Source organism: Pseudomonas sp. NPDC087615 (assembly GCF_044743445.1).
Lineage (GTDB): Bacteria > Pseudomonadota > Gammaproteobacteria > Pseudomonadales > Pseudomonadaceae > Aquipseudomonas > Aquipseudomonas baetica_A.
On sequence record NZ_JBIUWM010000031.1, the window covers coordinates 1 to 20,548 of the forward strand.

At 61.0% G+C, this 20,548-nt stretch carries 17 protein-coding genes and 1 tRNA gene; 9 read left to right on the forward strand and 9 right to left on the reverse strand.

Features of this window, described 5'->3' with window-relative positions; genetic code table 11:
• Positions 1-142 precede the first annotated feature (142 nt).
• Complete coding sequence (gene gabT, locus ACIOU6_RS16505) at positions 143-1,420, reverse strand: 4-aminobutyrate--2-oxoglutarate transaminase (protein ID WP_221730981.1); 1,278 nt, start codon at positions 1,418-1,420, stop codon at positions 143-145.
• Positions 1,421-1,605: 185 nt separating this feature from the next.
• Entirely contained in the window at positions 1,606-3,048 is a 1,443-nt protein-coding gene (gene gabD, locus ACIOU6_RS16510) for an NADP-dependent succinate-semialdehyde dehydrogenase (RefSeq protein WP_221730980.1), read from the reverse strand.
• 442 nt (positions 3,049-3,490) lie between these two features.
• Here gabD and ACIOU6_RS16515 point away from each other — a divergent pair.
• Positions 3,491-3,567, forward strand: a tRNA-Arg gene (locus ACIOU6_RS16515).
• A 205-nt stretch (positions 3,568-3,772) separates the two neighbouring features.
• On the opposite strand, the gene ACIOU6_RS16520 is transcribed toward ACIOU6_RS16515, so the two are convergent.
• The 7 genes from ACIOU6_RS16520 to ACIOU6_RS16550 form a co-directional block, all read right to left on the reverse strand.
• Positions 3,773-4,045, reverse strand: a complete 273-nt coding sequence (locus tag ACIOU6_RS16520) for a hypothetical protein (protein WP_221730979.1) — start codon at positions 4,043-4,045, stop codon at positions 3,773-3,775.
• A gap of 20 nt (positions 4,046-4,065) precedes the next feature.
• The gene (locus ACIOU6_RS16525) at positions 4,066-4,635 is read right to left on the reverse strand and encodes a hypothetical protein (protein ID WP_401137936.1); all 570 of its coding nucleotides are present in this window, start codon (positions 4,633-4,635) and stop codon (positions 4,066-4,068) included.
• Positions 4,632-5,213 carry an RNA polymerase sigma factor gene (locus ACIOU6_RS16530; RefSeq protein ID WP_401138029.1) on the reverse strand — a complete coding sequence of 194 codons (582 nt, stop codon included), beginning with the start codon at positions 5,211-5,213 and terminating at the stop codon, positions 4,632-4,634. The genes ACIOU6_RS16525 and ACIOU6_RS16530 overlap by 4 nt, the downstream gene beginning before the upstream one ends.
• A 29-nt stretch (positions 5,214-5,242) precedes the next feature.
• The gene (locus ACIOU6_RS16535; protein ID WP_401137939.1) at positions 5,243-6,922 is read right to left on the reverse strand and encodes a von Willebrand factor type A domain-containing protein; all 1,680 of its coding nucleotides are present in this window, start codon (positions 6,920-6,922) and stop codon (positions 5,243-5,245) included.
• Between the two features lie 129 nt (positions 6,923-7,051).
• Complete coding sequence (locus ACIOU6_RS16540; protein WP_401137942.1) at positions 7,052-8,410, reverse strand: OprD family outer membrane porin; 1,359 nt, start codon at positions 8,408-8,410, stop codon at positions 7,052-7,054.
• Positions 8,411-8,486: 76 nt separating this feature from the next.
• Entirely contained in the window at positions 8,487-9,881 is a 1,395-nt protein-coding gene (locus tag ACIOU6_RS16545; protein ID WP_221730975.1) for an amidase, read from the reverse strand.
• A 51-nt stretch (positions 9,882-9,932) separates the two neighbouring features.
• Entirely contained in the window at positions 9,933-11,246 is a 1,314-nt protein-coding gene (locus ACIOU6_RS16550; protein WP_221730974.1) for an MFS transporter, read from the reverse strand.
• Positions 11,247-11,483: 237 nt separating this feature from the next.
• Between ACIOU6_RS16550 and ACIOU6_RS16555 the strand changes: the two genes are divergently transcribed.
• The 8 genes from ACIOU6_RS16555 (at position 11,484) to ACIOU6_RS16590 (ending at position 20,508) form a co-directional block, all read left to right on the forward strand.
• Positions 11,484-12,413 (forward strand): asparagine synthetase A, encoded by a 930-nt coding sequence (locus ACIOU6_RS16555; RefSeq protein ID WP_221730973.1) that lies wholly within the window; start codon positions 11,484-11,486, stop codon positions 12,411-12,413.
• 65 nt (positions 12,414-12,478) lie between these two features.
• On the forward strand, positions 12,479-13,549 hold the full coding sequence (locus ACIOU6_RS16560; protein ID WP_401137947.1) for an LLM class flavin-dependent oxidoreductase: 1,071 nt from the start codon (positions 12,479-12,481) through the stop codon (positions 13,547-13,549).
• Positions 13,542-14,783 (forward strand): MFS transporter, encoded by a 1,242-nt coding sequence (locus ACIOU6_RS16565; protein ID WP_260455749.1) that lies wholly within the window; start codon positions 13,542-13,544, stop codon positions 14,781-14,783. Before ACIOU6_RS16560 ends, ACIOU6_RS16565 begins: the two co-directional genes overlap by 8 nt.
• Positions 14,780-15,235 (forward strand): cobalamin B12-binding domain-containing protein, encoded by a 456-nt coding sequence (locus ACIOU6_RS16570; protein WP_401137951.1) that lies wholly within the window; start codon positions 14,780-14,782, stop codon positions 15,233-15,235. Before ACIOU6_RS16565 ends, ACIOU6_RS16570 begins: the two co-directional genes overlap by 4 nt.
• 44 nt (positions 15,236-15,279) lie before the next feature.
• Positions 15,280-16,518, forward strand: a complete 1,239-nt coding sequence (locus ACIOU6_RS16575) for an acetyl-CoA carboxylase biotin carboxylase subunit family protein (RefSeq protein WP_221730970.1) — start codon at positions 15,280-15,282, stop codon at positions 16,516-16,518.
• The gene (locus tag ACIOU6_RS16580; RefSeq protein ID WP_401137955.1) at positions 16,515-18,011 is read left to right on the forward strand and encodes a hypothetical protein; all 1,497 of its coding nucleotides are present in this window, start codon (positions 16,515-16,517) and stop codon (positions 18,009-18,011) included. Before ACIOU6_RS16575 ends, ACIOU6_RS16580 begins: the two co-directional genes overlap by 4 nt.
• A 3-nt stretch (positions 18,012-18,014) precedes the next feature.
• Positions 18,015-19,274, forward strand: coding sequence for a methylaspartate mutase (locus ACIOU6_RS16585; RefSeq protein WP_221730968.1), 1,260 nt, complete (start codon positions 18,015-18,017; stop codon positions 19,272-19,274).
• On the forward strand, positions 19,255-20,508 hold the full coding sequence (locus tag ACIOU6_RS16590; RefSeq protein WP_401137958.1) for an ATP-grasp domain-containing protein: 1,254 nt from the start codon (positions 19,255-19,257) through the stop codon (positions 20,506-20,508). Before ACIOU6_RS16585 ends, ACIOU6_RS16590 begins: the two co-directional genes overlap by 20 nt.
• Positions 20,509-20,548 lie beyond the last annotated feature (40 nt).

Consider the following 20,548-nt stretch of genomic DNA (forward strand, 5'->3'; position numbering starts at 1 on the left):
GCTGAAAAGCCTTTTTTTCTGTTACCTGCACAAAAGCAAACGCCCCGAACAAGTCGGGGCGTTTGCTTAGGCCGCCTTCAGCGTGTTTTCACACACTCTGCGAAGCGGGTTTTTTGTCTATCCAGTCAAACAGCGCCCGACCTTACAGCTCGGAGAAGCACTCTTCGATGATCGCCAGACCTTTGTCCAGTTGCTCATCCGGCGAGGTCAGCGGTACGAGTACGCGCAGAACGTTGCCGTAGGTGCCGCAGGACAGCAGGATCAGGCCCTTGTCGCGAGCCTTGGCCACAACGGACGCCACAGCGGCAGCGTTCGGCTTGTGGCTGTCGCCGTTTTCGAACAGCTCGACGGCGATCATTGCGCCCAGGGCGCGGACTTCGCCGATGACCGGGTACTTGGCCTGGATGGCTTTGAGGCCAGTGACCAGTCGCTCGCCGACAGCCTTGCAGCGATCCAGCAGTTTTTCTTCTTCGAAGACTTCCATCACCGCCAGAGCCGCCGCGCAAGCGATCGGGCTACCGGCGTAAGTGCCGCCCAGGCCGCCTGGAGCGATGGCGTCCATGTATTCGGCCTTGCCGCACACACCGGCCAACGGGAAACCACCAGCGATGGATTTGGCGAAAGTGGTCAGGTCGGCAGCAACGCCCATCTGTTCCATGGCGAAGAACGTACCGGTGCGGCCAGCGCCGGTCTGCACTTCGTCAGCGATCAACAGAATACCGTGCTGGTCGCACAGTGCGCGCAGACGCTTCATGAACTCTTTAGGCGCGACGTAGAAACCGCCTTCACCCTGAACCGGCTCGATGATGATGGCAGCGATGTCACGCGGCTCAGCGTCGTTCTTGAAGATGCGCTCGATGGAAGCGATCGAATCGTCGATGCTCACGCCGTGCAGTTCGTTAGGGTACAGCGCGCGGAAGATGCCGCCTGGCATCAGGCCCATGCCGGCCGAGTAAGGCACGACCTTACCGGTCAGGCCCAGGGTCATCATGGTGCGACCGTGGTAAGCGCCGGTGAAGGCGATCACGCCGGCACGGCCAGTGGCGGCACGGGCGATTTTCACAGCGTTTTCCACCGCTTCGGAACCGGTGGTGACCAGCAGGGTTTTCTTGTCGAAATCACCTGGCACCTTGGCGTTGATTTTTTCGCACAGCTCAACGTACGGCTCGTAGGCCAGCACCTGGAAGCAGGTGTGGGTCAGCTTGTTCAGCTGTTCGGTCACGGCGGCGATGATTTTCGGGTGCACGTGGCCGGTGTTCAGTACAGCGATACCGCCAGCGAAGTCGATGAATTCACGACCTTCAACGTCCGTCACGGTAGCGTTCTTCGCGGATTCGGCGAAGATCGGGTGAATCTGGCCAACACCACGAGGTACGGCAGCGGTACGGCGGGCCATCAGTTCAGCGTTAGTCTTGCTCATTACAGTCCTCATTCGCCGCTCATCGGGCGGCGCGGTTCAAGGATTAAGCGGGAGGAAGCGACGGTGGCAGCATGCGATGATCGACTGCCACGGCGTTCCCGGCCGCAGAGAAAATTCCGGTTTGAAACGACGCAAAGGGACAGCGCTCTCGTGCCCTTTGCGTTTGCAGCAATCCCTTTCTCGGCTTAGATGCCCAGGCAGAGGTATTTGATTTCCAGGTAATCTTCGATGCCGTACTTGGAGCCTTCACGGCCCAGGCCCGACGCCTTGATGCCGCCGAATGGCGCGACTTCGTTGGAGATCAGCCCGGTGTTGACGCCGACCATGCCGTATTCCAGGGCTTCCGCCACACGGAACACACGGCCCAGGTCACGAGCGTAGAAGTAAGAGGCCAGACCGAACTCGGTGTCGTTGGACATCGCGATCACTTCGGCTTCGTCTTTGAAGCGGAACAGCGGCGCCAGCGGACCGAACGTTTCTTCCTTGGCGACCGCTGCGTCTTTCGGCACGTTGGTCAGGATGGTCGGCTCGAAGAAGTTGCCTTCCATCGGCTTGCCACCGGCCAGCACGGTGGCGCCTTTGGCCACGGCGTCAGCGATGTGTTCTTGCACCTTAGCCACGGCTTTTTCGTCGATCAGCGGGCCAGTGGTGGTGCCGTCTTCCAGACCGTTACCGATCTTCAGCTTGGCTACTGCCACTTTCAGCTTCTCGGCAAAGGCGTCGTAGACCGAATCCTGAATGTACAGGCGGTTGGCGCAGACGCAGGTCTGGCCATTGTTGCGGTACTTGGAAATGATCGCGCCTTCGACGGCCTTATCCAGATCCGCGTCGTCGAACACGATGAATGGCGCGTTGCCGCCCAGTTCCAGCGAGACTTTCTTGATGTCCTTGGCGCATTCGGCCATCAGTTGACGACCGATTTCGGTCGAACCGGTGAAGGACAGCTTGCGCACGATCGGGTTGCTGGTCAGCTCGCTGCCGATGTCGCCGGCGCTGCCGGAAACAACGCTGAACACGCCCGCAGGAATGCCGGCACGCTGGGCCAGTTCAGCCAGTGCGAATGCGGAGAAAGGGGTTTGCGAAGCAGGCTTGAGCACCATGGTGCAACCGGCAGCCAGCGCCGGGCCGGCCTTACGGGTGATCATCGCGGCCGGGAAGTTCCACGGGGTAATGGCTGCGGTCACGCCGATTGGCTGCTTGATCACGATCAGGCGTTTGTCCGGCTGGTGGCCCGGAATCACGTCACCGTAGATGCGCTTGGCTTCTTCGGCGAACCACTCGATGAACGAAGCGGCGTAAACGATTTCGCCCTTGGCTTCGGCCAGCGGCTTGCCCTGCTCGAGGGTCATCAGGCGAGCGAGGTCGTCCTGGTTCTCGATCATCAGCTCGAACCAGCGACGCAGCTTGCCGGCACGCTCTTTGGCGGTCAGTGCACGCCAGGCCGGCAGCGCTTTATCAGCGGCTTCAATGGCGCGGCGGGTTTCGGCAGCGCCCATCTTCGGCACGGTACCGAGAATTTCGCCGGTGGCCGGGTTGTTGACCTTGATCGTCTGACCGTTGTCCGCGTCGACCCAAGCGCCATCAATGAAGGCTTGCTGGCGGAACAACAGGGTGTCTTTAAGCTGCATGTCGGCTTTCCTTAACAGCACCGCGGCCTGCGCGGAGCAAATTATGATTGTAGAAAGGCGCCTCGCAAGGCTGCCGTCAGGGAAATCAGTGACCGGGTGAGGCGCATCAATCGTGCACGACTCGAAACACCTGCGCTTCAACGCCCAGTCAACGAGCGTTTGAAATCTCAAACGGATCGTAGGAGCAAAGGGTTTAAAGGACAATAGGGCGTTCGAAAAAAAGAACAAAAACGGCGTGTTTGTGAAGTTTTTCAGATCAACGAGCAAAACGCCCCCACCGCAGGAAAACCATAGAACACCCCCGTCAAAGCGCCAAGCGAGGGTTTTGCAGGACGTTACCGCTTTATGGAATACAGCGACTCCAGCCGACACGCGCACTGACAATACGCCCCAAAACCCAGCATGGACGCCCTGACCCGACCTAGGTATGATGTCGCCCGCTGCACCAGTAGCTCAGCTGGATAGAGTACTGCCCTCCGAAGGCAGGGGTCGTGGGTTCGAATCCCGCCTGGTGCACCACGAATAGAAATGAAAAAGCCCCGGACTGTAATGGTCCGGGGCTTTTTTGTGGGCGTTGGCTTTTCGGGTGAATAATTCCAGCTTTTTGATCAATGAAGCCTCGGCCGGGCGGGCAGTTGTCAACTTAGAGTTGACAACTGCCTTCAAACGCAACGACCAAAAGCCATGAGTTGCTGGGTTTCACCGAGCATCCAAACTTCAACCATCACTCCGTCGTCCAATCAAACTCGTCGTAATCCTCATCCTCGTCCTCTTCCTCCCCAACCTCCTCTTCAAAAACGTCCTCTTCCTCGGGCACATCCTCTTCCTGCTGGCTCAGCAGAAATTCCTTACGCGCTTCGGTAATCGCGCGGCGCATCTCTTCGCCCTTTTGCGGGCAGTTGAGGAGTTGGGCGATGCGGTCGATTTTTGGTGCCACGGTGTTCTCCAGCGATTCAGCTATGGCCCGATATTGCGCGTTTTTGCGGGGCAATGCCAAATGGCTGGGCGAACAGGCGGTCAGTTCTGCTGGATTTGCTTGAGCCGGGCGTCGAGGTCGGCGTTCGGGTAGCGTTTGTGCAGGTGGTTGAACAGGGTGTCGGCCGCTTGTGATTGGCCGGATTCGCGCAGGCGCAGGACTTCGCGCAGTTGTTCGTCGACGCCGTTGGCGGGGGCGGCGGCGCGTTTGCTGAGTTTGGCTTCGTCGGCTTGGATAGCCTCGCTTTGCATCGGCGCGGCCATTTCTGCCATGGGTGCGGGGGCGGACAATGCTTCAGGCGCTTGTTTGCGTGCCATTGACGCAGCCGGTTTAGGCGCCGGGGCGAAGTCGAATGGCGGCTGTGGTCCGGGGACGCGTTGCACCAGTGACAGCATCAGGGCCACGCCGACGAGACTGGCGAATGCGACTTGCCAGCGCGGTTTGCGGCAGGCGTCGAGCCAGCGTTGCCACAGGCCTGGCTTTGGTGCCGAGACTTCGCGATGGGCGGCATTGAGGATGAACGCGTCGAGGTGCGCGGGCGGTTCAGCATTGTGCTGTTCGCGAACATGTTTGATCACAGGATCTTCGGGTGTCTGGCGGGCGTCAGTCATGTCAGTACCTCCTCGGCCAGCAGCCGACGCAGTTTTTGCTGGGCGTAGCGCAAGCGGCTCTTGACGGTTTCCAGCGGTGTTTCGGTGAGGCTGGCGATTTGTGCCAGGTCGAGGTCGCCGTGGGCGCGCAGCAGGAACACTTCGCGCTGGTCGGCGGGCAGGTTTTGCAGGGCGGTTTCGAGGCGTTGGCTGTCGCGGCTGAGGCTCAACAGTTGCTCGGGATCGGTCGCCTCGTCACTGACAGCGTGGGTTTGCTCATCGTAACTGTCGTGCAGCGGTTGCTGGGCGCCGTGCTTGCGCCAGTGATCGATCAGGCGATTGCGGGCGATCTGGAACAGCCATGTACGAAAGGTCGCCCGTCCTTGTGGCTGACTGGCGCTGCGAATCAGGCTCAGCCAGGTTTCCTGAAACACTTCGTCGGCCATTTCGGGTTTGCCGCTCAAGCCGAGCAGGAACCGATACAACGCTTGGCGATGGCGGGCGTACAAGATCTCGAACGCCGCGCCGTCGCCCTCGCGGTAGCGCGCCAGCAACGCTTCATCGCTGCTGGCGGTTGAGCTGTCTGGCGAAGCAAACAGCTGACTGATGAAGCCTTTCAGGCGACTCACTATTCAATCCGTCGCTCAGTGGGCTGCGCACTCGATGCGGTTGTGTGGCGCAGGCTCTGCGCCAGTTCGACCAGTTGCACGAACTCATTGCGCAGGCCAAAACGATCGTCACCCCGGGCACCACGGGCCAGCGCTTCGGTGTCCTTGAGGTTGAAATCGCCGGTGTAGCGACCGTCCTTGAGTTGCTGGGAAAACGCAGCAACCGCCGCCGCAAAGCGCAGGTCTTCGCTGGCCGGTGCAACCTGATTGGCAATCGGCCGCTCGATCAGCAGACTTTTCCCACCTTCGGGCTGTTGATATCGCACACGCAGCATCGCCAATTCTCCGTTCTTCTGCGCAACAACCGCACTCGATTGACCATAGCGCAGTGGCTCCAGCCAGCCCTTCTCGCCTGCCGGAACAATTTCGTACAGCGCGGTCACCGTGTGTCCTGCGCCGATTTCGCCTGCATCGACTTTGTCATTGCTGAAATCCTCACGCTTGAGTGCACGGTTTTCGTAGCCGAGCAGGCGATATTCACTGACCTGCGCCGGGTTGAACTCCACCTGCAATTTGACGTTTTTCGCCACGACGGCAAGGGTCGAGGCGAGTTGATCGACCAATACTTTGCGTGCTTCACGCAGGTTGTCGATGTAGGCGTAGTTGCCATCGCCAGCGTCCGCCAGTTGTTCCATCAGGTGTTCATTGTAGTTATCCACACCGAAACCCAGGGTGGTCAGGGAAATTCCGGTTTTACGTTTATCCACAGCCATTTGTTTAAGGCTGTCGAAGTCGCTGACGCCGACGTTGAAATCACCGTCGGTGGCCAGCAGGATGCGGTTGATGCCTTTGGGGATGAACGCCTGTTGGGCCATTTGATAGGCCAGTTCGATACCCGACGCGCCAGCGGTCGAGCCGCCGGCGGTCAATTGCTCGATGGCGTTACGAATCCTGGCTTTTTCCCGCCCGGATGTTGGCTCAAGCACCACTCTGGACTCGCCGGCATACACGACCAGCGATATACGATCCTGCTCACGCAATTGATCGACCAGCAGTTTCAGTGTGCTTTTGACCATCGGCAGGCCTTCGCGACGATCCATCGAGCCGGACACGTCCACCAGAAACACCAGATTGGTCGGGGCCAGTTCTGCCACGGCGCGGTCGGACGCCTTGATGCCGATGCGCAACAAGCGAGTGTGCGGGTTCCATGGCGACGCCGCCAGTTCGGTGGTCACGCCAAACGGCGAGCCGTCGCTGGACAGCGCATAGTCATAGGGGAAGTAATTGACCATTTCCTCCAGCCGCACCGCACCTTCCGGCGGCAGGCGTCCCTGATTGAGCAAGCGGCGGACATTGGCATAGGCGCCCGTGTCGACGTCGGCGCTGAAGGTCGAGACCGGGGTTTGGGCCACGCTGTGGATGGGGTTGTCGGCCAGCGTTTGATATTGCTCACGCGGCTCGTCGCGATAGCCTTGTGGATAACTTTCCCGCGCGGGCATCGCTGCGAAACTGGCAATCGGTGCAGGGCGAACACTGCGCTTGGCCTGCGCACTGTCGGCCAGCATCGCCTCCTGTTGAACCGATGGCTGGGCCGGCGCGGGGACAGCAACGGATTGCGGGTTGGAGGAAACACCGCAACCGGCGATGGACAACAGCACGCTGACCGCAGCAGGTCGCAGAAAAGGCAGGGAACGGGACATGGGGGCTGACCTCGGGATGAAATTGATCATTCATCCACTGAGACGGGCAGTCCGTTGCGTTCGGGTTAACGCCGTTGAAATATTTCTGCTGTGGATAACGCCGCAGACTACGCAGCGTTCTCGGCGCATTCAAAACAGGCTGAGCGGTACATTCGCCACCAGACGGAACTCGTCGTAACTGCCGTCGATCTGCCCGCCACTCGCGCGGTGGTTATAGACGATACTGCGCAGCGCCGTATTTTTCAGGGTGCCGGACTGCACCACGTAGGCGAGCATCAAGCCATTTTCGTTGTGCTTGGCACCGTCCAGCCCGCGCACGTTGTAGCCGGTGTTGCGTCCGTCGCGGTCGCCGCTGTAGTGGGTGCCATCGATGCCCCAGCCCTTGGCGTGCCACAGGCTGGCGGTCAGGCCCGGCACGCCGTAGCTGGCGAGGTCGAAGTCATAGCGCAGTTGCCAGGATTTTTCGTTCGGACCGTTGTAGTCCGAGTACAGCGAGTTAGCCATGTAGTTGCCTGTGGACTCCCACACGTAGTCGAAATATTCGTTGCCGAACACCTGCTGCCACGCCGTAGTCAGAGCGTGCGCGCCATGGGCGGCGGTGATTGCCAGGCTGTAGGCGTGGTTGTCGATGAAGCCCAGGTTTTGTTCACCCTGATCGCGTGTGCGGTAGTAGTTGAGGCTGGTTTTCAGCGCGAGGTTGGCGCGATCCCCCGTTACGTGAGTCGCGCCCAGATAGTATTGCTGCCACATGTCCTCGAACCGCGAGCCGTAAGCGTTCAATGTCAGACCGTAGGGCGCTTTGGCTGTCGCGCCGAGATAGCTGATACGTGAACCGCTGTAGGCGCGATTGCCGAAGGTGGTGGTCAGGCGTTCGCTGCCAGTGCCGGTACGCGGGATGGCGCGCTCGAAGCTGCCCGCTTGCAGCGCCAGCCAGTCGAGTTCGTTGCTGTTCAGGCCAATGCCCTGAAAGGTTGACGGCAAGGCACGGTTGTCCTTGTAGCGCAGGATCGGGTTTTCCGTGAGCATCCGCCCGGCCTTGAGTTCGGTGCTCGACACTCGCAGTTTCACGTCGCCGACACCCAGACGACTCCAGCTCGGGACCGCGTCGCCATCGCTGTCGACCAGCACCCGGTCACCGCCATTGGCCACCGCACCGTGCCCACGCTCAAGGGTCACTGCGCTGAACAGCGAGGCATCGACACCGAAGCCCACCCAACCTTCGGTGTAGCCCGAGATGTAATTGAGCATCGCGGTCTGCACCCAGGTGTCGCGCTGGCGTGTGGGCTGTGCGACGCCGGCCTTTTTGATCACCAGGTGGGTACTGCGCTGGGTGTGCTGGTTGGAATAGTAGTGGCGCAAATTCAGGTTGAGGTGGCTGCCATCGATCAGACCTATCGCCTGATCCTGCGCTGTGACGGGGTCACCGGCACAAGCGGGCTGGGCGATGAGCAGCATTGGCAGCAACGCCCGACGTACATGTGATTGCATGGAAAAAGGCCTTTAAAAAAGAGTGCACGCAGCCTAAGCGTCTGGCGCTTGAGCGGCCTACGGGCACGGCCAGGGATCAGTGGGGTGGCGCAGACGGCCAGTGTTTGATCGGGCCGCGCCAGCCTTCGTAAGCCTTGGCGCACTGCAATAACCATTGATCGGCAAACCGCGGTGCAACCATTTGCAGGCCGATCGGCATACCCGCTGATGTGAACCCGCAGTTGATCGACAAGGCCGGTTGCTCGCCCATATTCCATGGCAGCGTGAACACGATGTGTTCAAAAGGCTGGCGCGGGTCATTGCCGGGCGAGGGCCATTCAGCGGGAAAGCTGCTGACCTGATTGGTCGGCGACAACAGCAAGTCGACGTCGCCGAACAACTGCGCGCAGCGACGACGGATTTCAAAGGTCTGATTGAAACCTTCAACCGCATGCACCGCGCTCATCTCGGCCGCCGGTGCCGCCCAGTCCTGAATGTAGGGCAAGACGTTGTCGCGTTGCGCCGTGCTCAAGCTTTGCAGTTGCGACAGCTGGCGGGCGCGCCAGAAATCATCGAGGCCGTCGAGCAATTGTCGATCCATCAGCGACCCGATCAAGTGCACCTGCGCGCCATGCGCCTCGAACATTCGCGCGGCATCTCGCACCGCTTCACAGACTTCATGTTCAGGCTGGAAGCCGCAGCCGGGGTCGAGCATCAGCCCGATGCGTAGACCCTGCATCGACGGTGTTTGCAGGTTCCAGTCCAGCGCTTGCGCCGGCAGGCTGGTGGCGTCGCGCGCATCCGGTAACGCCAGATAACGCATCATCAGCGCGCAATCATCCACGGTGCGGGTCATCGGCCCCGCGCAACGGCCGGTGTAATACGGATCAATCGGGATCCGTCCAAGCGTTGGCTTGAACCCCACCAACCCACACCAGCCGGCCGGCAAGCGTACCGAGCCGCCGATGTCGGTGCCGACATGCAGCGGACCATAACCCGCCGCCGCCGCAGCCGCCGCGCCGGAACTCGAGCCGCCGGGGTTTTGCGTGGTGTCCCACGGGTTGCGCGTGATGCCATGGAAACTCGACAACCCCGACGACAGCATGCCGAAATCCGGCACCGTGGTTTTGCCCAGAATGATCGCCCCGGCTTCACGCAAACGCGCGGCCGGCGGCGCGTCGGCAGTCGCCGCGATCAACGTCGTGGCGCGCGAACCTTGGGGGATGCAATCGCCCTCAGTGGCGATCAATTCCTTGAGTGTCACCGGGATGCCGTCGAGCATGCCGCGCGGGGTTCCACGACTCCAGCGTTCAGTCGACGCGCGCGCCTGATCGAGTACGCGCTGCGGATCGAACGCGTACAGCGCATTGATGCTCGGTTCCCAGCGCTCGATGTGCGCCAGCAGGTGATCGTAGTAGTCCAGCGGCGACAACTTACCGCTGGCAAACAAGGCCAGCAGTTGTGCCGCCGACAAGTCATGTAAATCAGTCATCCAATAGCCGTCCGTGCAAAACCATAGTGCGCAGGCTGCAAAATGTCTGCCTTAGCGCTCGGCAACCAGCGTCTGACTGGTTTGAGCCGTATCGCGCCCACCGAAATATGCGGCGCAGGCGACGCCCACCGCGCCCATCACCAGGCTGTACGCCACACACACCCACGGGCTCCACGGCATCAGCCCGATCAACAACAGCGGCGTGGTGCTCGCCCACAGTGCATAGGCAATGTTGTAGGTAAACGAAATGCCCGAGACGCGGATGTGTGCGGGAAACAGGCTAACCATCACCGACGGCACTGCGCCAACCACACCACAACCCAATCCCGCCAGCGCATACGCCAGCCCCAGCCACGCACCGCCACTGATCAGGCAGCCATAAAGCAAGGCCACGCCGACCGGCAGCAGCACGCTGTACAACATGACCGTGCGCCAGGCGCCGAGCCGGTCGACGATCAACCCGGCCAGCACACAACCGATATTCAGGAAGACAATACCGAGGCTGCTCAGGGCGAATGTATGGCTGGGGCTCATGCCGAAGCTTTTTTGCATGACCGTCGGGGTGATCACCACCAGCACCACCACTGCCGACGTCAGCACGCAGGTCAGAATCATCGCCGGCAACAACATGTGCCGATGCTCGCGCATCACGGTGCGCAACGGCAGTTCGGCGTCAGCCTCACGGCGCGCCTGCAAAGCCATGAACACCGGCGTCTCGCTCAGCCAGCGACGCAGCCAGACACCGATCACGCCGAACAGTCCGCCGAGCAGGAACGGAAAGCGCCACGCGTAATCGAGAATTTCCGCGGGAGTGAACACTTGCGCCAGCAGGGTCGCGGTCAGCGCTCCGAGCAAATAGCCAAAGGTCAGTCCGGCTTGCAGGAAACCCAGCGCATAACCGCGATGACCGGCCGGCGCGTGCTCGGCGACGAACACCCAGGCACTCGGCACTTCCCCACCGACTGCGGCGCCTTGCAACACACGCAGCAGCAACAGCAGCAACGGTGCGAAGTAACCAATCTGAGCGTAGGTCGGCATGATGCCAATGAGCAGGCAGGGCAACGCCATCATCAAGATGCTCAGGCTGAACACGCGCTTGCGCCCCAGCTGATCGGCGAAGTGCGCCATCAGAATTCCGCCGAGCGGTCGTGCCAGATAGCCAGTGACAAAAATGCCGAAGCTTTGCAGCAATCTCAGCCACTGCGGCATCTCTGGCGGAAAGAACAGCTGACTGAGGGTCAGTGCGAAAAACACGAAGATAATGAAGTCGTAGATTTCCAGTGCACCACCCAGGGCTGCGAGGCCCAGGGTCTTGTAGTCAGACCTGGAAAACCGATGGGATCGCGAACCGGTCAGGGCAGTCATGGGCAAACTCTGAATAGACAGATAGAGAAAACGACGCCTGCCAACAGGGCCCGAACGAACGGCCCCCCAGGTGCGCCAACTGATCAATTTCAACAGCGCGACATCGTCCACGCAAAAGGTCATGCAAACAACCAAACCGAGGCTCTGTGTTGCTTTTTAGCCGAAATCTGTACATTGAGTTTTCTTCCGATTAAACAATAATCAGGCCTCCCTAACTCCCTGAATATCTGGCCAATCATGGAAGAAATTACAAGTAACTTCGCCGATTTTGCTAATCCTGACATAGAATCCATTGCCATCGTCCGAGGACGTGTCCTACAGGCGTTACAACAATATTTGCTTGAGCGTGACTTCAAACAGTTGATGCCGATTCTGATGTCGCCCATCACAGATCCGCTGAATCACGCGGTGTATCCCGCTGAACTTCAATATGAAGAACGGCGCCTGAAACTGACCGCCAGCATGATCTTCCACAAGCAGTTGGCATTGACCGCCAAAGGCCACGACAAGATCTTTATCGTGGCGCCGAACATCCGCCTGGAAAAGGCCGAGATCAAGGATTCGGAAAACCATTTGCTGGAGTTCTCGCAGTTCGATTTCGAGATCCGCGACGGTGACATGCATCAGGTCATGGCCCTTATTGAAGGCCTGATAAAGCATGTGTTCGCCGAGGTCACTCAGCACTGCGCCGCCGAACTGTCCCAACTCGGCCGCCAACTGCCGCATTTCGCCACAGCGTTCCCGATCTACAGCTCCGACGCGTTGCGCGCCGAACATGGCGACGACTTCGAGAAGATCATGTCGGCCAAAGCGCACACGCCGTTTTTCGTCACCAACTACCGTCGCGAGTTCTACGATCGCGAAACCCCGGGCAAGCGCGGCACGTACAACAACTATGACCTGATCTATCCCGATGGCTATGGCGAAGCCCTGTCCGGCGCGGAGCGTGAGTTCGAATACGAGCAGATCGTCTACCGCATGAACGAGCTGTCGATGGACCTGCAGCCGTTCGCCAACTACCTGGAAGTCGCTCGGCGCGGCTTGCTGCACCCGAGCGCCGGTGGCGGTCTGGGCATCGAGCGTCTGCTCAAGTTCATCTGTGGCAAGCGACGCATCCGCGATGTAGCGCTGTTCGACCGCACGGTCGGTACCCGCTTCCTGTTCTGATCCGGACCTGACTCTCACAGCCTGCTCCGCTGCCGCGGCGGCAGGCTTGGCCATGGAGAAACATAATGTCTGCACTGCGTATTCACTGGTGCTCACCGCTCGATAGCGGTCAGCAAAAGGCCTCGGAAAAATACGACACCGGCGCCCTCGACTTCGCCGGGATCGTCGATTTCGCCAAGGAAGCCGATGAGCTGGGCATCGACTCGCTGTTGATGGGCATCAGCTACCACATGCCCGATCCGCTGCCGATGATTGGCGCGCTGGTGCGTGAGACCGATCGCGTCAAATTCATTCTGGCTTACCGTCCGGGGCTGGTGCCGCCGACCCTGTTCACGCAGATCGTCAACACCGTGTCGTGGATGTCGGACAAGCGTATCTCGCTGAATCTGGTCGCCGGCATTTCCCCGGACGAACAAGCCTATTACGGCGACTTCGTGGCGCACGACGGACGCTATGAGCGCACCGGCGAATTCCTCGACATCCTCAATCGGTTCTGGAGCGGCGAATCACCGCTGACCTACCACGGCAAGCACTACCGCATCGAAAAAGCCCAGCTCGGGTTGCCGTTCAAGGATGCCGAGCGTCCGCGTATTTATCTCAGCGGCGCCTCGGACGTTGCCCAGCAGATCGCCATCCAGCACAGCGATTGCTGGCTGCGTTACGGCGATACACCGCAAGGAATTGCCGAGGCCGCCCGCACGGTTTTGCAGTCCGGTTGCTCGGTGGGAATTCGCATGCACGTACTCGCCCGCGAAACCCGCGCCGAAGCGCTGGCGGCGGTCGAGAGCATGATGGAAAACCCGGACGAACAGCATCGCGAATGGGTGCGTGAGTTCGTCGGACGCTGCGATTCGGAAGCGGTGAAAACCTCGTTCCGCCTTGCCGACAAAGCTGAACACGACTGGCTGTCGCCGATGCTCTGGTCGGGTGCCGTGGCCTATCGTGGCGGTCCGGCATTGTGCGTGGTCGGCAGCTATCAGGAAGTCGCCGAATACTTGTTCGAGTACAAAAAAGTCGGCGTCAGCGAGTTCATTTTCTCTGGCTGGCCAACCCGCGACGAAATGCGCCGTTTCTGCACATACGTGCTGCCTTATCTGCGCGAGCTGGAAACCGTCTGGGACCACGAGCATGCATGACATCAACGACGCTGCACGCAATAGCGCGATTCGTTGGTTCGGTGCCGGGTTGCTGTGTGCCTTGCTGGCGGAGCAGACCGTGCTGTTTGCCGTGCCGTTGATGATTTTCCAGCTCACTGGCAACGTGCGCTATTCCGGCGTGGCGTTTGCGCTGGAGTGGCTGCCGGCACTGATTGCCTATCCGTTCGCCGGGTTGCTGGCTGACCGGTTTGGTGGGCGCCTGCTGTTTCGCGGCGCCAATACTGCGCGGGGACTGAGCCTCGCCGTGACACTGGGGATCTGCTGGTATCAGCCGCAATGGATGATCTGGGCGTTGATCGGCAACGGCATCGTATTGTCGGTGCTAATGGCGCCGGTGCGCATGGCGGTTGAAAAAAGCGTGCCGCTGATCGCCGGCCCTGAACGCCTCGCTCACTGTCAGTCGCTGGTGCAGAACATGGAGCTGCTGGCCATGGCACTGGGCCCGGCACTCGCCGCCGGGTTGGCGATGTATGCCGACAAGCGCTGGCTGCTGGGGCTGGCGGCAGTCGCACTGTGTGCTGCGGCGCTGTTCTGGACAGGTTTGCCGACGGCGCGCTCCGTCAGTCGCCCGACCAGCGTGTTCAAGGATCTCGCGCTCGGCTGGCGCCTGTTGCTTGGCAACCCGCCAGTGCTGTCGCTGGCCGGGCTGAATTTCAGCATCAATCTGGCATTCGCTGCCGTGCTCAGCGCCAACGCGTTCGTCATCAGCGGCGTGTTCAGCGCCGCCGACGGCGTGTTTGGTCTGATGAATGCAGGGGCCGGCGCGCTGGGTCTGTTGAACTTCATTCTGGTGCCGCGACTGTTGGCGCGCATGTCGATTTATCGACTCGGTGCACTGGGTTTTGCCTTGCTGTGCCTGGGCCTGATCTGCATGGGCGTGGCCAGCGGTGTGTTGCTGTATGCCCTGAGTTTCCTGCTGGCAATGGCCGGATGCGCACTGTTCAACGTGTTCAACCGTACGCAGCGGATCAAGGCGATCGAGAGCGCTCATCTGGGCAAAGTCATGGGGCCGTTTTATCTGGTCAACCTGCTCTCTTATCCCCTGGGTGGTTTGCTCACCGCCAGCGTCGGCCACGTCTACGGCGTGCAGGTGCTGATTCTGGTGCTGGCACTCGTGCTGACCGTGCCCGGCACGCTGCTGTTCATTTTAACCACCCGGCGCTTTCGCCTCGCCCTCGAAGGTCCATCGCTCGCCATGGAGGCATCCCAATGAAAACTCGGCCTCACTGCCTGCTCGCCACCGTCGAGTCTGACTCGCACATGTGGAATCTGGTGTACCTGCAACTGTGGCTGGGCGAGCACGGCTTGAACGTGAAGAACCTCGGCAGTTGCACGCCGATGGACACAGTGCTCAGTGCATTGCAACAGCGCCGCACGCAGTTGCTGGTGGTCAGCAGCGTGAATGGCCACGGTTACTCCCAGGGTCTGGAGCTGATCCGCAAGGTGCGCCAACTGCACCCGCAACTGGCCTGCGTGATCGGCGGCAAGCTGACCACTTCCGAAAATGAAACCCTGGCAGTCCGGCAAGCCTTGATCGATGCCGGTTACAACCAGGTGTTCGTCGGCCCCGACGCTATCGACACCTTCAGCTGCTATCTGGGCTCGCTGCACGCGCAGCCCGACGCTGACTCCGTACTCGCCGACAGTGTGACGTCCTGGGGCTGACCCTCCGGCCACGACTGACTTCACTCATTCAAAGGATTACCACGATGCACATCGTAATCGTCAACCGCTGGCCGCGCTTTCGTGATGGGCGCCGCTGGGACAACGAACTGACTCGCTACGAAGATTTCTTCGACCATCAACAACACCGGATCAGCTACGTGGTCGATGCACTCGGCGCCGACGGCGTACTCGCTCCGGCGCAGCATATCGCTCATCAGGTGCAGGTCGCTGACGTCAACCAATACGAGCAACTGCTCGGCGCGGTGCAGGAAGTCATCGAACGCGTCGGCCCCGTCGATCAGTTGATTGCCCTGTCCGAGTTCACCCTGGAAATCGCCGCGCGCGTGCGCCAGACCCTGAACATTCCCGGACACGGCCCGGATGAAGTGGCGGTTTACCGCGACAAGGCACGCATGAAGGAAATCCTGCAAAACCATGGCCTGCCGGTGCCGCCGTTTGCGCGTTGCGAGTCGGTGCAACAGGCCGTGGATTTTGCCCGGGAAATCGGTTTCCCGCTGATCGTAAAACCAGTGGACGGCGCCGCGAGCATGGGCGTGGAGAAAGTCGAAAACGAGATTGAACTGCGCACGCTGCTCAATAGCATCGACCTGTCGCGCTATGAGATCGAAGGCTTCATGCACGGCCAGACCTACCACATCGACGGCTTCGTCGATGTCGACGGCAGCGTGCCGTTTCAGGTGGTGTCGCGTTACATCAACAGTTGCCTGGATTTCGCCAAGGCGCAGCCGCTGGGCTCGGTGATCGTCCAGGCATCGGCCCTGCGTACGCGCATCGAGGCTTTCAGCCAACAGATCATGCGTGCCCTCGATCTGCGCTGCACGGCGTTCCACCTGGAAATTTTCGTCGAACCGAACGACTCGCTGGTGTTCCTCGAAATCGGTGCGCGGGTCGGCGGCAGCGAAGTCCCGCACCTGATCAACAAAGTGTTCGGAGTCAATCTCTACGAGCATTGGCTGCGCCGCCTCGCCGGCGATCAAGTGCCGGTGCCCGCCGTCAGCCACGACCCGAGCGGCGGCTGGCTGGTGATCCCGAAACCCGCTGCCCTGCCGTGCCGGGTAGTGCAAGCCGATTCGTTGCGCGAAACCGTGCCCAATCTGTGGCGCGAGTTGCTGCCCGAGCCGGGGCAGATTCTCGAGTCCGGCGGCAGCTACGACGCCCTGCACAGCGGACGCTTCATTTTTGTCGGCGGCAGCGAAGTGGCCACTGAAAACGATATCCGCCACACCACTCAGGTATTCCAATTCCAGGCGGAACCACTATGAACGCCCCCACTTCCCAAGCCTTGAACGACGAACCGCTGCTGGGTCAGATCAACCACTATTTGCGCGCCGACGAACGTCGCGCAGTAGCTGTCCTCGGCGAGCGTCTGATTGACGCTGCGGGCGGTCTCGACGGGCTGACCGGCTACAAATTGATGGTCGCTTACGGCGGCGGTAAAGACAGTTCGTACACCGTGGCCATGCTGCGCGCCACCCAGTTACAGCTGTCAATCCTGCATGGCCGTACCTTTCAGTTGCGCATCGCCAACATGCGCCATGCCGGCGTGCCGGATGCGGTGATGGCCAACATTGATCGGGTCTACCGCGCGCTGCACCTGTTCGATGATCCGCGAGTAGAAATGCTGGTGGTCGATCACCGCCAGATTCGCCCGTTCGAACGGCATCTGCCGTTCCCCGACGATGTACAGGCGATGAACCGTTTCGACGTGCTGATGAACGGCCACCGCACCGCTGGCGACGGTCGCCCGACCTTCTGCAACAGCTGCAACCTCGCCGTGGCGGATTTCTATGGTCGCGCCGCGTGGTGGCAGGGCGGCGTCAATGCAGTGGTCACCGGTGATTCGCGCAAAGAGCAGAAGCACTATTTCACCTGGATCATGCGTCTGGCGCAGCGTCTCGGGCTGGATGTCGAAGAATGCCGCCGGCAGGGCTTTCGCGGGTTGCTGCAAGCACTGGATGGCGTGGCCCAGCGCTATTTCATCGAACTATTCGGCGAAGGCTTCGATCAGCATCGCGAGGAACGACGCGTTGCCTGCGGTGACGACAACGCCGATCCAGCGTTCATCAGCATTTATGATCTGGTCAGCTACAAGGTCGAGGATCATTGGGAGCTGATTACCGAATTCCTCGATTTTCGCTTCGAAGAGCTGGCATTCAGCTTCACCGAATCCGATTGCGCCAACCCGATGTTGATGGCGCACTTTCGCGGGCTGAAGGCCGAGTACGTGCAGGGTCGCAGCTACAACCAGGGGATTGCCGAATACCTGGAGCTGGCGCAGGCGCTCATGCGCAAGAAAGAAATGCCCCAGCGCCTGATCGATCTGGCCATGTCGGCCTATGTCGATGCGCCGGGCATGCAGGCGCGCCGCACGCTCGCCGAGCGCTTCGCCGAGCAGGCGTTCGGTCTCAATGAAATGCAATTGGTGTGTATGCAGTTTGCGCCGTTCGTTGATCGTGGCCGCGAGTTCTCCAGCTTCGTCGGGCTATGCCATCCGCAGCGTCTGGCCGATCTCGACAACCTGCACCGAGTGCTCGCAGGCGAGCACGACGAGCCGGCCCTCTGTCAGTGGCTGAGCGAGGTCAGTGGCCTGCCGCTGCCGGCGTTGCGCAGTCTGTACGCCCATCAACGCATCGATTTCGACAGCGACGTCACGCTGATCGCACGGGTGCGCGCCGGTGATCCGCACAAGGGACGCATCAGTCGCTACGACCCGGCGACCGGTGAAACTGTGGTTGAACTGGTCTCGGGACGCTAAAGCATGACGGCGTTCAACGGCGGCCATTTTCAACAGTTCATCGAGCGCGCCCGCGTCCGAAATGAGCTGGTGGTGCAACCGCGCATGGGTTTTGGCGCACTCAGCCAGATGCGTGCGGGGCTGGCGAGCGTCGCCGCCCTGCCCTGCGCGGCCATCGGCACCATCACGCTCGACAGCTACACCCGGGTCGGCGATTACCAGAGTGCGTTGCAATGTCTGAACAGTTCGGCGCCGATGAACGGGTTCCCGATCATCAGCCATCCGATCGAAGCGGTACGCGGCATGCTCGCCGGACTGTACAGCGCAGAGTTTCCGATCCAGATCCGCCACGGCACGGCCAAACCGCAGAATGTGTTCCAGCGTCTGGCGGCATTGGGTCTGGACGCAACAGAGGGCGGCCCGGTGTCGTACTGCATGCCCTACAGCCGCCTGCCGTTGGCCGAGGCGGTCAGTGCTTGGGCGCAAAGCTGTCAGGTGCTGGCCGGCGCAACCGAACATGCGCATATCGAGAGTTTCGGCGGCTGCCTGTTGGGGCAGTTGTGCCCGCCCTCGCTGCTGATCGCCATGACCTTGCTGGAGGCCCTGTTTTTCCGTCAGCACGGGGTGCGCGGCGTCTCGTTGAGCTACGCCCAAGGCACTTCGATGGAACAGGATTTCGGCGCGTTGCAGGCATTGCGCGAATTGGCCGCCCAGTATCTCGACGGCGATCACTGGCATGTGGTGGTGTATTCGTACATGGGCGTGTTCCCGACCTCCCGCCACGGCGCACGGCGTTTGATTTGCGACAGTGCGCGGCTGACCAAGGCTGCCGGTTGCGAGCGGTTGATCGTCAAGACCGTCGCAGAATCGCGGCAAATTCCCTCGGTCGAGGACAACCTTGATGCCTTGTGCATGGCCGCCGAAGTCGCTGCTGGCGAACTCCCGACGGTAGACGCGGGCAGCGCCGCCTATTACCAGGAAACGCTGTTCGAAGCGCGGCGACTGGTGGAGACCGTGCTCAATCTGCACGCCGACATCGGCGTGGCGCTGGTGCAGGCCTTCGCGCGCGGCTTGCTCGACATTCCCTACTGCCTGCACCCGGACAACCCGGGCCGCGCCACCACCCGTATCGACGACCAGGGCGCGTTGCGCTGGGGCAACACCGGCCGTTTGCCGTTGCCTCGCAGCAGTGGCTGGTCGGTCGACGGCCCCGGTATCAGCTCGTCCGAGCTGTTTCAGATGTTGCATTACACGGTGAACCGTTATGACCAACCCTTGCATTGATTCCAGCGCGGCGCCGTTGATTCTGGTCGACGCTTACTCGACCGGAGCCCTGCTGGCCCGCTCACTGGCCGGACAGCGGCCTCTGCTCCATGTGCGTTCACGCGCACACATGCCGGCCGCATTTGCCGCGAGCTGCCCGACAGAATTGTTCGCCAAGGACTACAGCGTCGCCGAGGAAGGCCTTGAACCATTGTTGCTCAAGCTCGCCGCCTATCGCCCGGGCGCCGTGCTGACGGGCAGCGAATTCGGCGTAGAACTGGCGGACTTGCTGGCCGCACGTCTGGGCCTGCCCGGCAATAATCCGGCGACCTCCGCCGCGCGTCGCGACAAGTCATTGATGGCTGAACGCGTGGCCGAGGCCGGGTTGCCAGTGGCGGCACAGCTGCGCACCCGCTCGCTGGAGCGAGCGCTGGTCTGGTTCAATGCCCGCGGCGGCGAAACCGTGGTGGCGAAACCGCTGGACAGTGCCGGTTCGGATAACGTGTTCATCTGCCACGATGCGCTGCAACTGGAAGCCGCCATCGAGTCGATCCTCGGCGCCACCAATCTGATGATGCTCAACAATGAACAGGTGCTGCTGCAGGAATACCTGACGGGCGCCGAGTACGTGATCAACAGCGTCAGCCACGCGGGCGAGCACTGGATCACCGACGTGTGGAAATGCTCGAAGACCTTCGCCGCCGACGGCCGCAAGATCTACGACCGCGAGGACCTGCTGCCGGCGGACGCCCGCGAGCTGCCGCAACTGATTGAGTATGTGCAAGGCGTGCTCGATGCGCTGGGGATCGTGCATGGCCCGGCGCACACCGAGTTGATCCTGACCGGCAATGGCCCGCGCCTGCTGGAAACCGGTGCACGCCTGTCCGGACTGGCCTGCCCGCCCGCCCTGCAAGCGGCCACCGGCAACGATCAGGTAGCCCTGACCTGCCAAAGCTATCTGGACCCGGCGCGTCTGGCGCAGTGGCCCAAACGCTATCAGCTGTTGCAACACGCGCGGGGCATGAACCTGATCGCCCACCGCCACGGGCTGTTCGCGCAAGCGCATGTGCGCCAACGCCTGGAAGCCTTGCCAAGTTTTCACAACGCCAGGTTCCGCTTCGCCGAAGGGGCAAGGATTGCCCCCACCGTAGACCTGAACAGCTCACCGGCTGCGGTGTTTCTACTGCACCCACAGAGCGAACGCATCGACGCTGATTACGACGCATGGCGTGGATGGGAAAGGGATTGGTTGTAACCACTGACGCCCCCGACCACGGGGCTTAACAAGGAAGAGA